Genomic DNA, 14,727 nt, shown 5'->3' with positions numbered 1-14,727 from the left:
ATATTTGTAAAAAAAGCTATGGAAAACAGTCTTCAAGAATTTCTGTTAGAAAAAGGATTTACTAAAATAAAGTTACACCTAACTAGAACCAATCATTTTGAAATTCGCGCTACAATAAATGGAGTAAAAGGTTTATTTATTTTAGATACTGGTGCTTCAAACTCTTGCGTAGGCTTTGATGCTGTTGAGAGATTCAACTTAAAAGCAAAAGACTCTCCTATACGAGCTGCAGGAGCTGGCGCAACTGATATGGAAACCCAAATTTCCAAAAAGAATAAAGTAAAAATTGGTAAATGGAAAAAAGACAAAGTAGCTTTAATCTTATTTAACCTAACACATGTAAATACTGCACTAACAAGTCATAACTCAAAACCAGTTGATGGCATTATTGGTGCTGACATCTTAAAAAAGGGAAAAGCAGTGATTGATTATCAAAAAAAATATTTATACTTAAAATTGTAGTATAATTCTTTCTGAATATTTCAAAATTGTGCTTATATTTATAGTCAATCCCTCAATTAATTAATAGCACAAATGCATGCCTCTATAATAATAGCAGACGATCATCCATTGATCCTAAAAGGTCTGAATGATTTTTTAAAAGAAAAGAACTACAATATAATAGGTAGTGCCGAAAATGGCAGAGACGCCTACAACCTTATAGAAACTCAACAACCTGAAATTGCCATACTAGACATTAGGATGCCACATTTGACAGGTTTGGAAATCGCAAAAAAGTGTTTCGATAATAATTTACCAACAAAAATTGTCCTTATAACTTTTGAAAAGGACGAAGAAACCTATTACGAAGCCAAAGCACTAAATATCTTTGGTTATGTCCTTAAAGAATTTGCTTTAGTTGAAATTGAGCAATGTATTTCTTCGGTATTAAAAAACACACCGTATTTTAGTCCTGAACTTATTTCGCATTTAGAAATTAAAGAAGTCCCAAAAGAACTTGAAGAGTTGACTCCAACCGAAAAAGAAGTATTAAAACATATTGCGCAAAACAAAACTGCAAAAGAAATTGGAGAACTAATGTTTATCTCTAACAGAACTGTAGAAAAACACAAAAGCAACATCATTAAAAAGCTTGATATCACTCCGTTTCAAAACAGTTTATTGATTTGGGCAAAGGAAAATCAGGAATTTCTTACTTAAAAATACGTAATGTTACGTATTGTTTGGCATTGATATAATGCTCACCTTTACAGTGCTATTAATCAAACTACTTAGGGGATAAAAAGCTCTTGGTTATTAGCTTAACTAGGAGCTTTTTTGTTTTTAACAAATATTCTCGAAGTTAAAAATTACAAAAAAATGAAACAGAAGTTGTCACTCTTTAATTCACCTTTGATTGTTACTCTAGTTTTAAGTGTCGTGTTAACAATAACATTAAATATTTTAGTCTGTTTTCAATGAACTTAACCATACTATGATGATTGAAAAAAGTGCAAACCCTCAAAATTTGCACTTTTTTTATTACAAAAAACCAAAATATACGTAACGTTACGTATTGTTTGGCTTTCAATTATTCTAGACCTTTACAGTGCTATTAATTTTTTATAAGGGAAACTTGAAAGCTCTGGGCTTAATTGCCCAGGGATTTTGAGTGAAAATATTGACTCGATTAAGATGAAACATAATTTAAAATCTTCTAATAAGCTTTTTATTATTGGTTTAGTAATTAGTGTCATTTTAATAATATCTATAAATATTCTTGTCAATTTTTTTTAGTTATTAGTTAGTTATTTTCAAGAAAAAAGCGCAATTTAAGGGGAATTGCGCTTTTTGTTTTATATGATATGTCTATTACTTTATAACTCTAAAGCTTTCTTAACATCATTATTCATTAATAACTCAACTGGGTTTTCAAGTGCTTCTTTAATTGCAACTAAAAATCCAACAGACTCTCTACCATCAATAATTCTGTGATCATAAGATAATGCTAAATACATCATTGGGTGAATTTCAACTTTACCATCAACAGCAATTGGACGCTCAATAATATTGTGCATTCCTAAAATACCACTTTGTGGTGGGTTGATAATTGGTGTAGATAACATACTACCAAATACACCTCCATTTGAAATCGTAAATGTACCACCTGTCATTTCATCAACAGTAATTTGACCATCACGAGCTCTTAATGCTAAACGTTTTACTTCAGCTTCAACACCTCTAAAGGTTAAGTTTTCAGCATTTCGTATTACTGGAACCATAAGTCCTTTTGGTCCTGACACTGCTATACTAATATCACAGAAATCGTAAGAAATCATTTCTTTTCCATCTATCATAGAGTTAACAGCTGGATATTCTTTTAATGCTCTTACCACTGCTAACGTAAAGAAGCTCATAAAACCAAGACCTACACCATGCTTTGCTTTAAACTCTTCTTTGTATTGTTTACGCAATTCAAAAATAGGTGTCATGTTAGCCTCATTAAAAGTGGTTAACATTGCTGTTTCGTTTTTAGCAGATACTAAACGCTCTGCTACTTTACGACGTAACATTGATAGTTTAGAGCGTGACTCTCCACGGCTTCCTCCTGTTGGAGTTCCCATAGATGGTTTTGCGTTTACAGCATCGTCTTTGGTTACTCTACCGTCTTTACCTGTGCCTTGTATTTGAGAAGCTTCCATTCCTTTTTCAGCTAAAATCTTTTTTGCTGCAGGACTTGCTGTTCCTGTTGCATACGTTTTGTTCTCTGCAACTGGTTCTGCTTTCTTTTCTTCAGCTTTAGGTGCTTCTTCTTTTTTCTCTTCTTTTGCAGGTGCATCAGATCCTTCTGGTTTTGCTGCACTTGTATCAATTAAACAAACCACTTCTCCTACTGCAACTGCATCACCTTCTTCTGCCTTTAAGGTAATCGTTCCGCTCGCTTCAGCTGGAAGCTCAAGAGTTGCCTTATCACTATCTACTTCAGCAATGGCCTGATCTTTTTCTACATAATCACCATCTTGCACTAACCATTCTGCAATTTCTACTTCAGTAATAGACTCTCCTGGTGAAGGTACTTTCATTTCTAAAATCATTGTTCTATAATTTTATGTTTTTGGATTTGTTTTTATTTTATCGTTGGTTGTTTTTTGTTTTATCGAAAACGAAATCAATAACTTCTTGATGACGTTTTTTAGAACGTACTGAGCTTCCTGCTGCAGGTGCTCCATAAGCTCTTCGCGATGCTACTCTAAAGTTTTTAGCTTCATCTAAATGCATTAACATAAAGCTATAAGCTCCCATATTTCTTGGTTCTTCTTGAGCCCAAACCATATCTTCAACATGACTGTATTTTTCCAAAACAGCTTTAATTTCTTTTTCTGGTAATGGGAATAATTGCTCTATTCTTACTAAAGCAACATCGTTTCTTTCTAGTTTTTCGCGTTCTTCTAATAAGTCATAATAAAACTTACCTGTTACAAACACTAGCGTTTTTACAGCATCAGTTTTTACAGACTCATCGTCGATTAGCATTTGGAAACTACCATTTGCAAACTCATCAACTGTTGACACACACAATGGATGACGCAATAAACTCTTAGGCGTAAACACAATTAAAGGCTTACGGAATTTTGCTTTTACTTGTCTACGTAATAAATGGAACATGTTAGCAGGTGTTGTACAGTCTGCTACATACATATTATCTTTTGCACATAGTTGTAAGTAACGTTCCATACGTGCTGATGAATGCTCTGCACCTTGACCTTCATAACCATGAGGTAATAACATTACCAAACCATTTTGAAGTTTCCATTTATCTTCAGCTGCAGAAATATATTGGTCTAGCATAATTTGAGCTCCATTACTGAAATCTCCAAATTGCGCTTCCCAAATGGTTAAGGTTTTAGGGCTTGCCATAGCATAACCATAATCAAAACCTACCACACCATATTCTGATAATAGTGAGTTATAGATAAAGAATTTTCCTTGCTTATCACTCAACTTATTAAGTAATACAATTTCTTCTTCGCTATCTTCTACTTTTACAACGGCATGTCTGTGAGAGAATGTACCACGTTCTACATCCTGACCAGATATACGAACATCGTGACCTTCTTCTAATAAAGTACCATAAGCTAAATGCTCAGCCATTGCCCAGTCTAACTTGTTTTCATCAAACATAGTTTGTCTGGATTGTACTAAACGCTCTATTTTACGTATGAATTTTTTGTCTTTTGGTAATGAAGAAATTACTTCTGTGATACGCTTTAATCCTTCAGCAGAATAAGCAGTATCTACAGGTTTCATCATTTTATTTTCATCAACAGTAATATATTCAGTCCATTCATTTTGCATAAATGGAGTAATTACTGTTTTATCCTCTTTACGAGAGTCTTCTAATTTTTCTTCTAAAGATGCTTTGTAATCTTCTTCTAATTGTGATACATGGTCTTTAGTGATAATACCTTGGTCAATTAGTTTTTGAGCATAAATGTCTCTTGGGTTTTGATGCTTTGCAATAGCTTTATAAAGTAATGGCTGTGTAAACTTAGGTTCATCACCTTCGTTATGACCATACTTTCTATAACCCAATAAATCTATAAATACATCGCGTTTAAACTGCATTCTAAAGTCTAAAGCAAACAACATGGCATGTACTACAGCTTCGGCATCATCAGCGTTTACGTGTAATACAGGTGACAATGTTACCTTACCAACATCAGTACAATAAGTACTTGACCTTGCGTCTAAATAGTTAGTAGTAAAACCTATTTGGTTATTTACTACAATATGAATGGTTCCATTAGTTTTATAACCGTCTAATTGTGCCATTTGCACAACTTCGTATACTAATCCTTGACCAGCAATAGCTGCATCACCATGCACAACTATTGGTAGTACTTGAGATGGGTTTTCAGGATATTTATCGTCTTGTTTTGCTCTAGTAATTCCTTCAACAACTGCTCCAACAGTTTCCAAGTGTGAAGGGTTTGGTGCTATGTTAAGGTTTATTTTTTTGCCAGAGTCGGTAACTCTATCGCTTGTCCAACCTAAATGGTACTTAACATCTCCATCAAAAATTTCTTCTTCATAATCCTTACCATCAAACTCACTAAAGATGTCTTTTGCAGATTTTCCAAAGATATTTGTAAGCGTACTTAAACGACCTCTATGTGCCATACCCATTACAAACTCTTTAACACCATAGTCTGCTGCTTTTTCAATTACAGCATCTAATGCAGGAATTAAAGACTCTCCTCCTTCTAGAGAGAAACGCTTTTGACCTACATACTTTGTATGCAAGAAACTTTCAAAAGAGACAGCCTCATTAAGTTTTTTAAGGATATGCTTTTTTTGTTCTGCTGAAAAATTTGGTTGGTTATCGTTGATATTTAATTTTTCCTGAATCCAATTGATTTCCTCAGGTTTTCTAATATACATGTATTCAACACCAATAGAATCACAATAGATACTATCTAGGTGTTTGATGATTTCTCTTAAAGTTTGTGCTCCAATCCCTAATACTTCACCTGCATTGAAAACAGTATCTAAATCACTATTAGACAATCCAAAATGTTCAATATCTAGCGTTGGAACATATTTACGTCTTGCTCTTACTGGGTTAGTTTTTGTAAACAAGTGACCTCTGCTACGGTAACCATCAATAAGTTTTATAACCTGAAACTCTTTTTGTACATGCTCAGGAATTTGGGTAGAAACGCCTTCAATAATTTCACCTTCCATTCCGTAACTCTCACTACCAAAATCGTAACCTTGAAAAAATGCTCTCCAACTTGGTTCAACTGAGTCTGGGTTTTGTAAATATTGTTCGTATAAATCAGCAAAATATGCTGTATGTGCTGCGTTTAAAAAGGAATATTTATCCATAAGTAGTTAAAAACTGTATCGTTCCGACAAAATTTATACAAAAGTACAACTTTTACTATAATACACTTATGTTTTATTATATTTATAACATCTCTTTTTCAACTATTTATACTATGAAGACCTTTTCTACAAAATTTAACCTCAAAAAAATCATCTTATTAATACTTATTTCGGTTTGTTTTAACACTGTAAATGCCCAAGAAAACACTAGCGATTTTTGGAATCATGTGCGATTTGGAGGAGGAGTAGGACTAAGCTTTGGTGATGGCTTTTTTAGTGGCACTTTAGCACCAAGTGCTATTTATGAATTCAATAATCAATTTGCGTTAGGGCTTGGACTTAATGGAACTTACAACTCCAGAAAAAACTTTTATAAATCCACCATTTTTGGAGGTAGTTTAATTGGTCTTTTTCAACCTATAAATGAAGTTCAGCTTTCTGCAGAATTTGAAGAACTCAACGTGAACAGAAAATGGGAAGATAATTTAGGTATTGAAGACCAAAACTATTGGTATCCTGCTTTATTTATTGGTGCTGGTTACAGAACTCAAAATGTAACCTTTGGTATTCGATATGACGTTTTATATGATGAAGACAAAAGCATTTATGCTGACCCTTGGATGCCTTTTGTTAGGTTTTATTTTTAAGAGTATTTATGCTTAAACCATACTTTTTGCCATTCGCGAAGCAAAATTAAAAAGGTAACCTCTTCTGAAAGTTTTAGAGTATCATCACCATTTAGCTGCTTTATTTTATGTTCAGGCACATCAATGATGTAAAGTAAGTTAAGGTACTCCGCAAATTTTTCTTGAATGAGTTTGTAAACGGTTTCATGAAGCAGTAGCTTTAAACTTGTTGGTAAAATAGCTTCATCAAAATCTAAATCAATATTAGCAAATAAGAAATCCTTGTTTAATTGCTTTACTAATTTAGAATACAACTCAAGCTTATTTGCCTCATCAATTAATTCTTCAAAAGTTGCTGGTAGCTGCATTATACATTTCTGTTCATTAATTGTTCCCCAAATGCTTTAAGGATAGCTTTATTTTCATTTGAAATATTTAGATGCTCTAAAACTGAAAACGCCTTTTCGGTATATTTTTTTATTTCTTCTTTTGTAGCTTCAGAAGCACCACTCGACTCAAACAACTGCTTTACGGTTTCTATTTTATCCTTAGCGTCTGTTGGATTAATACTAAAAAGATGCTGCAACTGTAACTTATCATTAGCATTTGAAAACTCTAGGGTTTTTAAATATAAAAAGGTCTTTTTATTTTCTATAATATCACCACCTACTTGCTTTCCAAACGTTTTTGGGTCTCCAAAAGCATCCAAATAATCATCTTGTAATTGAAAAGCTATACCTAAGTTTTTGCCAAAAGCATAAATACCTTCTTGGTCTTCTTTAGAAGATTGCGCTACAATTGCTCCCATTTGCATAGCAGCACCAACCAAAACAGCGGTTTTATACTCAATCATTTTTAAGTACTCAGGAATAGTAACATCATCTCGTGTTTCAAAATCAATGTCATACTGTTGTCCTTCGCAAACCTCTAAAGCTGTTTTGCTAAACAACTTTGCCAAAGCCTGAAAAGTAGTCGCTTCATAGTTTTCGAATAACTGATATGCTAAAATTAACATCGCATCACCAGACAAAATACCTGTGTTAATATCCCATTTTTCATGAACAGTTTCTTGACCTCTTCGCAAAGGTGCATCATCCATAATATCGTCATGAACTAATGAAAAATTATGAAACACCTCAACACTCAAAGCTGCATCAAGCGCTTTTTGGTATTCACAATTAAAAACTTCGGCTGCCATTAAAGTTAAAACAGGTCGCAAGCGCTTTCCTCCTAACTTTAAAATATAATTAACTGGATTATAAAGGTTTTCTGGCTCACGTTGTTTTGTAAACTCTTCCAAATAAGCTATAAACTGCTCTTGATAATATTGTACTGTTTGCATGAAACAAAAATCGGTATTTGTCGTCAGTATAACAAGCACAATCTTCAATATTAAATAATTGTTAAAACTTTGGAAACTTTTTTTGTTTTTAAAGTTTCCTGTCGTAGTTTTGCCTCAGAATTATGAAGCAAGATATTTTAAAAACAGCAGTCGATTTGTTCTTAACCTATGGGTTTAAGAGTGTAACTATGGATGACATTGCCAATGCGCAAGGCATCTCTAAAAAAACAATATATCAGTATTTTGAAAACAAAACCGTATTGGTTGAAGAAGCAGTAATGCTTTTGTTTCAAATTATTTCTACTGGTATTGAAGAGATTAGAACCCAAGAAAAAAACCCTATTGAAGAGATTTATGAAATCAAACAGTTTTTGATGAAAAACTTAAAAGATGAAAAGTCTTCTCCTCAATATCAACTAGAAAAATACTATCCAAAAATTTTCCATAACATTAAAGAAAAGCAAATGTGTGTTATGGAAGATTGTGTTGGGTGCAACATAGAACGTGGTAAAAAAATGGGATTATTTAGAGAAGATTTGAATTCAGATTTCATTTCAAAAATCTATTTTAATTGTATGATGGCTTTAAAAGACAAGTCATTATTTCCATTAGAACATTTTTCTATGAGAATGCTTATGAACAATTATCTAGAATACCATTTGCGAGGTATTTGTACAAGCAAAGGACTAGAACACTTAAACAAGTATTTACAAATCAATCAAAACAATAATTAATGAAACACATCTCAATTATCCTTTTAGGGTTATTCTTGTCTTGGTCAGCTTTTGCTCAAGAAGAGAATGTCTATAATTTTAGCCTACAGGAAGCTATAGATTATGCTCTAGAAAACAATCGATCGGCACAAAATGCTACTCGAGATATAGAAGCAGCCAAAAAGCAAAAATGGGAAACCACTGCTGCAGGATTACCACAAGTTAATGTTGGTGTAGATTATCAAAACTGGTTAAAACAACAAGTTCAGCTTTTACCTGCTGCTGCTTTTGACAATACTCAAAGCACTATTGATATAGTGAATGACTATTTTGATGTAACTCAAGACAACTTCAATGTTACTACTCCTCAAGGGTTTATTCCTTTACGTTTTGGAACAAAGCAAAGCGTAACTGCAACAGCTACCTTGTCTCAATTACTTTTTGATGGATCGTATCTTGTTGGCTTACAATCGGCAAAAGTGTATTTACAAATTTCTGAAAATGCTAAAGTTAAAACCGACTTAGAAGTAAGGAAAGCAGTAATTAACGCTTACGGAAATGTATTACTTGCAGAAGAAAGTATTTCTATTTTAAAAAGAAACTTAGAAGTACTAACTAAAAACCTTAACGAGACTACTAAGATTTATGAAAATGGTCTTGAAGAAGAAGAGAGCGTTGAGCAATTAAAAATCACATTATCTAGTGTAGAAAGTAACTTAAGAAATACTGAGCGTTTAAAAACATTAGCTTACCAAATGCTTAATATAACTCTTGGTATTGACTTAAACTCTCAAACAACACTTACTGATAATTTAGAAACCTTAACTGCACAAAATATAAGCTTAGAGTTATTAGAGGCTGACGAGTCTGTTGAAAATACTATTGATTTTCAAATTTCTGAAAACGATATGATTTCAAAAGAGCTTTTGGTTAAACTAGAGAAAAGCAAAGCATTACCAACACTAAACGCTTTTGTTAATGGTGGTTATTCTGCATTTAGCGATGATTTTTCCTTTTTAGAAAAGGATCAAGATTGGTTTGGTTCTTCATTATTTGGTGTAAGCTTAAACATTCCAATATTTAGTTCAGGTATGCGAAGTGCTTCAACACAACGTGCTCAAATAAATCTTGAAAAAGCAAAAGCTGATTTAACCGAAACCGAACAACAAATAAGGCTTAAAATAGCTAACGCTAAAAGCGAATACCAATTTGCTATTGAAGAATACGACAACAAAAAAGAAAATCTTAATCTAGCCGAACGTATCGAGCGTAAAAACCAAACCAAATTTTTTGAAGGTGTAGGTTCTAGCTTTGAGTTACGTCAAGCTCAAACTCAACTATATACTGCTCAACAAGAATTTCTACAAGCTATGCTTAATGTAATTAACTCTAAAGCAGAATTAGAAACCACACTTAACACTATTCAATCAAACTAATCAATTACGTAATACCACATCATGAAAAAAATATATTTATTAGTAATTACAGCTTTAGTTTTAGTCTCATGTGGAGGCGAAAACAAAAAGAACTCTATGGAGAATGTTTTAAGCTCCAACAATCTAGAATTATTACGCCAAAAACGTGCTGAAGTTGTTGCAGAACAACACGAAGCAAATGAAAAGCTAAAACAACTAGATGCTGTTATTTCAAAACTAGATACTGTAAAAAAAGTACCACTTATTACTACAATTACAGCTAAACAAGAAGCGTTTAACCACTATTTTGAAGTTCAAGGTAATGTTACAACCAAAGACCTTTTAGTAATCACACCAGAGTATAATGGTATTCTTACCAATGTATATGTAAAAGAAGGACAAAAGGTAACTAAAGGACAAGTGTTAGCTAAAATTGATGATGGCGGATTAGGTCAACAATTGTCTCAGCTTCAAATTCAAGCAGATTTAGCTAAAACCACTTACGAACGTCAAAAACGTTTATGGGATCAAAACATAGGTAGTGAAATTCAGTTTTTACAAGCAAAATCTAATTACGAAGCGCAACAAAAAGCTGTTGACCAAATAAAACAGCAAGTAGCCAAAACTACTGTAAGAGCTCCTTTTTCTGGAACTATTGATGACGTTATCACCGAACAAGGTAGTGTTGTAGCTGCTGGTCAATCGCCTTTAATGCGAATTGTAAACCTAAGTAATATGTATATAGAAACTGAGGTTCCTGAGCGTTACATTAAAGACGTTACTGTAGGTAAACATGTAGATGTTGAGTTTCCTGTACTTGGTAAAACTGTTGAAAGTAATGTTCGTCAAGCAGGAGATTTTATCAATGCTGCTAACAGAACATTTAAAGTTGAAATTGGATTACCTAAAGGAGACAATACTATTAAACCAAACTTAACAGCGAAGTTAAAAATCAACGATTACACTAACGAGAATGCTATTTTAATTCCTCAAAGTGTTATTTCTGAAAATGCTGAAGGCGAGCAATACATATATGTTGTTGAAGATAAAAATGACAAAGAAGAAGGTGTTGCTAAAAAAGTAATTATCAAAACTGGTAAAACACAAGGAGATGTTATTGAAGTCCTTTCAGGAATTGAAAAAGGTGCTGAAATCATTAAAGAAGGTGCACGTAGTGTTAAAGACGAGCAAACAGTTAAGGTAATTAATATCAATAAAGACTCAATCAATTAACGATCAACCAAAGTTATGACTGACAAACAGAAAAAAGTCAATAAAGAATTTGGGTTGTCCTCATGGGCAATCAACAATAAAACGACAATGTATGTCCTTATATTGGTATTCTTTTATCTAGGTGTTTCGGCATTTTTTGATATGCCACGAGAAAACTTCCCAGAAGTAAACGAAACCAAAATATATGTAAGCACTGTTTTTCCAGGAAACACAGCTGAGGACATTGAAAAACTAGTAACAGACCCACTAGAAGACCAGCTAAAAACCGTAAGTAATGTAGTAGAAATAACCTCTACCTCAGCCGAAGATTACTCTATGGTAATTGTTGAGTTTGACGAAAACTTAACCGTTGAACAAGCCAAACAAAAGGTGAAAGACGAAATAGAATCTGAAACTGCTGGCGAGGATTGGCCAACATTTAATGGTGCAAAAGTAGAACCTGATGTGTTTGAGCTAAGTCTTTCAGAAGAAATGCCAATTCTAAACATTAATATTTCTGGTGATTATCCTGTAGAAAAACTTAAAGAATATGGTGAGTACCTTCAAGATGAAATTGAAGACTTACTAGAAATTAAAGAAGTTGCTATTCGTGGTGCGCAAGAAAAAGAAGTTGAAGTTGCAGTAGATATTTATAAAATGACCGCAGCTAAAGTAACTTTTAGCGATATCATTAATGCCATAAATGGTGGAAATGTAACTATGTCTGCTGGTAACATCAAAGCGAGTGGACAACGTCGTACTATTAGAGTTTTAGGTGAAATCGAAACACCTTCAGAATTGGAAAACTTTGTTGTAAAGTCTGAAAACGATTATCCTATCTATTTAAAAGATGTTGCAACGGTCAGCTTTAAAGAAGAAGACAAAACCACTTATGCTCGTGAGTATGGACATCCAGTAGTAATGCTCGATGTAAAAAAACGTGCTGGTAAAAACATGGTGGATGCTGCAGAACAAATTCATACTATAGTTAAAGAATCTAAAGAAAATGTTTTCCCTCAAGATTTAGACATTACCATTACTAACGATCAATCTTCAGTTACTATTGGTCAAGTTGATGATTTGGTAAACAATATCATTTTTGGGGTTATTCTGGTAGTAACCGTTTTAATGTTCTTCTTAGGATTCAAAAACGCCATATTTGTTGGGTTTGCCATACCAATGTCTATGTTTATGTCACTCATGATACTGAGCATGTTTGGTATTACCCTAAATACCATGGTATTGTTTGGGCTAATTATGGGACTTGGTATGTTGGTAGACAATGGTATTGTGGTTGTTGAAAACGTCTATCGTTTAATGGACGAAGAAGGCATGAGCCGAATTGAAGCTGCTAAAAAAGGTATTGGTGAAATTGCTTTCCCAATTATCATTTCAACAGCAACTACTGTGGCTGCCTTTATTCCATTAGGGTTATGGCCTGGAATTATGGGAGAATTTATGATGATTTTACCTCAAACACTATCTATAGTATTAGGGTCATCATTATTCGTGGCTATTTTCTTTAACTCTGTTTTAGTATCTCAATTTATGAATACCGAAGACAAAGACATGCCACTTCACAAAATCATAAGAACAACAATTATAATGGCTGTTATAGGTCTTATTATATTTATTGTTGGTGGAGAATACAGAGCTTTAGGAACCTTAATGGTATTTACAGCTGTTATGCTTTGGGTGTATCGATTGTTTTTACGTAAATGGGCAAATAATTTCCAAACCAAAACATTAGTAAAACTAGAAAACTGGTATGAAAGACAATTGCGTAAAGCCTTAAAAGGTTGGCGTCCTTACGGTTTAGCTATCGGAACATTTTTACTGCTTATTATTGCTTTTATAGCTTTTGGAGCTTCATTAGCTACCCAACGTACCAAAGTAGAGTTTTTCCCAGATAATATCCCGAATCAAATCATTGTTTACATTGAATATCCTGAGGGTACAGCAATTGAAAAAACCAATGCTATAACTAAAGAAATTGAAAAGATTGTTTACGATGTTTTAGATGACGACCAATATAAAAATGGCGATTACAACTTTATGGTTGAAAGTGCTGTATCTCAAGTTGGTGAAGGTGCAGGAAACCCACAAACCGATGGTGGTTCAGCTGCCGAAATGCCTCACAAAGCAAAAATTACCGCATCAATGCGTGAGTTTAAATATCGTGAAGGTGAAGACAGTGAGTTACTGCGTCAAAAAGTTCAAAAAGCTTTAGTTGGCATATTCCCAGGTGTATTAATCTCTGTAGAAAAAAATGTTGATGGACCTCCTGCAGGAGCTCCAATTAATATCGAATTAGAAGGTGAAGACTATAACGAACTTATCAATGCTGCTGAGCAAATGCGTGAGTTTATCAACAGTAAAAACGTAGCTGGTATTGATGAGCTTAAAATTGATGTTAACAAAGACAAACCTGTAATGCGTGTTATTGTTGACAGAGAAAAAGCAGGTGAATTAGGTGTATCTGCATCACAAGTTGGGCAGCAATTACGTAATTCTATTTTTGGGTCTAAAGCTGGTATTTACAAAGAAGGTGGTGACGATTATGATATTTATGTGAGATTTAATGAAGATAACCGCTACAATAAAAGTGCACTTTTCAATCAAAAAATCACATTTAGAGATATGGCAAGTGGGCAAATTAAAGAGATACCTGTTTCTGCCATTGCTCATGCCGAAAATACTTCAGGTTTTAGTGCTATTAAACACAAAGACACCAAGCGTGTGGTAACAGTTTATTCAGCATTAGCACCAGGATTTACTGATGCAGGAGCTGTGGTAAATCAAATTCGAAATGAAATGCAGGCTTACGAAGGTTTGCCTAAAAACATCAAAGTAGATTATACTGGTCAAATTGAGGAACAGGAAAAACAAATGGCCTTTTTAATGGGTGCATTCTTTACAGGTTTAGGTTTAATTTTCTTCATTTTAATATTTCAGTTTAACTCTATTTCAAAGCCAACAATTATCATGTTAGCGATCTTCTTAAGTTTAATAGGTGTATTTGGAGGAATTGTTATAACAGGAAGTGCCTTTGTAATTATGATGACTATGGTTGGTATTATATCACTAGCAGGAGTTGTGGTAAACAATGGTGTTGTACTCTTAGATTACGCACAACTGTTAATTGACCGAAAAAAGGTAAATCTTAATCTTGAAGATGACGATTACCTTGAAGAAGAAGATTTATACGAAAGTATTGTAAAAGCAGGTAAAGCACGTTTACGTCCAGTACTATTAACTGCAATCACAACTATATTTGGTTTAGTACCATTAGCCATTGGATTAAACATTAATTTCTTTACATTATTTAAAGAGTTTGATGCTAATGTATACATTGGTGGTGACAACGTTATTTTCTGGGGACCATTAGCTTGGACAGTAATTTACGGATTACTTATTGCAACGTTCCTTACCCTTATTATAGTTCCTGTTCTATTCTTCTTAGTCACTAAGTTTAAAATGTGGCTCCGAAAAAGATCATCTGGCAATGAAGAAGAGGAGCAAGTAGCGTTTTCTATGAATGAACGCATTGAAGAATAATGAAAGTACTATCTTAACCCTGTTTAAGTAGT

The 14,727-nt window shown here is 33.5% G+C and carries 11 protein-coding genes; 7 read left to right on the top strand and 4 right to left on the bottom strand.

Going from position 1 to position 14,727, the window contains the following annotated elements; translation table 11 throughout:
- Window positions 1-18: 18 nt before the first annotated feature.
- Together DMZ43_RS12805 and DMZ43_RS12800 are read left to right on the top strand one after the other, a co-directional pair.
- Window positions 19-462 (top strand): retropepsin-like aspartic protease, encoded by a 444-nt coding sequence (locus DMZ43_RS12805; RefSeq protein WP_129760916.1) that lies wholly within the window; start codon window positions 19-21, stop codon window positions 460-462.
- Between the two features lie 72 nt (window positions 463-534).
- The gene (locus DMZ43_RS12800) at window positions 535-1,161 is read left to right on the top strand and encodes a response regulator transcription factor (protein WP_131508783.1); all 627 of its coding nucleotides are present in this window, start codon (window positions 535-537) and stop codon (window positions 1,159-1,161) included.
- Window positions 1,162-1,817: 656 nt separating this feature from the next.
- On the opposite strand, the gene odhB is transcribed toward DMZ43_RS12800, so the two are convergent.
- Together odhB and DMZ43_RS12790 are read right to left on the bottom strand one after the other, a co-directional pair.
- Window positions 1,818-3,035, bottom strand: coding sequence for a 2-oxoglutarate dehydrogenase complex dihydrolipoyllysine-residue succinyltransferase (gene odhB / locus DMZ43_RS12795; protein WP_131508782.1), 1,218 nt, complete (start codon window positions 3,033-3,035; stop codon window positions 1,818-1,820).
- A 37-nt stretch (window positions 3,036-3,072) separates the two neighbouring features.
- Complete coding sequence (locus tag DMZ43_RS12790) at window positions 3,073-5,829, bottom strand: 2-oxoglutarate dehydrogenase E1 component (protein ID WP_131508781.1); 2,757 nt, start codon at window positions 5,827-5,829, stop codon at window positions 3,073-3,075.
- Between the two features lie 113 nt (window positions 5,830-5,942).
- Here DMZ43_RS12790 and DMZ43_RS12785 point away from each other — a divergent pair, with 113 nt between their 5' ends.
- A complete protein-coding gene (locus tag DMZ43_RS12785) occupies window positions 5,943-6,476 on the top strand; it encodes an alpha-ketoglutarate decarboxylase (protein WP_131508780.1) in 534 nt (177 codons plus the stop codon).
- On the opposite strand, the gene DMZ43_RS12780 is transcribed toward DMZ43_RS12785, so the two are convergent.
- Both DMZ43_RS12780 and DMZ43_RS12775 read right to left on the bottom strand, forming a co-directional pair.
- The gene (locus tag DMZ43_RS12780) at window positions 6,473-6,823 is read right to left on the bottom strand and encodes a hypothetical protein (RefSeq protein WP_131508779.1); all 351 of its coding nucleotides are present in this window, start codon (window positions 6,821-6,823) and stop codon (window positions 6,473-6,475) included. The genes DMZ43_RS12785 and DMZ43_RS12780 overlap by 4 nt on opposite strands.
- Window positions 6,823-7,797, bottom strand: coding sequence for a polyprenyl synthetase family protein (locus DMZ43_RS12775; protein WP_129760910.1), 975 nt, complete (start codon window positions 7,795-7,797; stop codon window positions 6,823-6,825). Before DMZ43_RS12775 ends, DMZ43_RS12780 begins: the two co-directional genes overlap by 1 nt.
- Window positions 7,798-7,919: 122 nt before the next feature.
- Here DMZ43_RS12775 and DMZ43_RS12770 point away from each other — a divergent pair, with 122 nt between their 5' ends.
- Genes DMZ43_RS12770 through DMZ43_RS12755 form a run of 4 tightly spaced genes read left to right on the top strand, consistent with a single transcriptional unit; the run spans window position 7,920 to window position 14,695 of the window.
- Window positions 7,920-8,531, top strand: coding sequence for a TetR/AcrR family transcriptional regulator (locus DMZ43_RS12770; RefSeq protein WP_131508778.1), 612 nt, complete (start codon window positions 7,920-7,922; stop codon window positions 8,529-8,531).
- On the top strand, window positions 8,531-9,946 hold the full coding sequence (locus DMZ43_RS12765; protein ID WP_131508777.1) for a TolC family protein: 1,416 nt from the start codon (window positions 8,531-8,533) through the stop codon (window positions 9,944-9,946). Before DMZ43_RS12770 ends, DMZ43_RS12765 begins: the two co-directional genes overlap by 1 nt.
- A gap of 21 nt (window positions 9,947-9,967) precedes the next feature.
- On the top strand, window positions 9,968-11,158 hold the full coding sequence (locus DMZ43_RS12760) for an efflux RND transporter periplasmic adaptor subunit (RefSeq protein WP_131508776.1): 1,191 nt from the start codon (window positions 9,968-9,970) through the stop codon (window positions 11,156-11,158).
- A gap of 15 nt (window positions 11,159-11,173) precedes the next feature.
- Window positions 11,174-14,695: an efflux RND transporter permease subunit gene (locus tag DMZ43_RS12755; RefSeq protein ID WP_131508775.1), complete on the top strand. Its 3,522-nt coding sequence runs from the start codon at window positions 11,174-11,176 to the stop codon at window positions 14,693-14,695.
- The last annotated feature ends 32 nt before the right edge of the window (window positions 14,696-14,727 follow it).

Origin of the sequence: Meridianimaribacter sp. CL38 (assembly GCF_004328055.1) — a bacterium.
In the GTDB taxonomy this organism is placed as follows: Bacteria; Bacteroidota; Bacteroidia; order Flavobacteriales; family Flavobacteriaceae; genus Gaetbulibacter_B; species Gaetbulibacter_B jejuensis.
The sequence above is the reverse complement of the archived record's forward strand: the minus strand, read 5'-3'. Positions and strand labels throughout refer to the sequence as shown.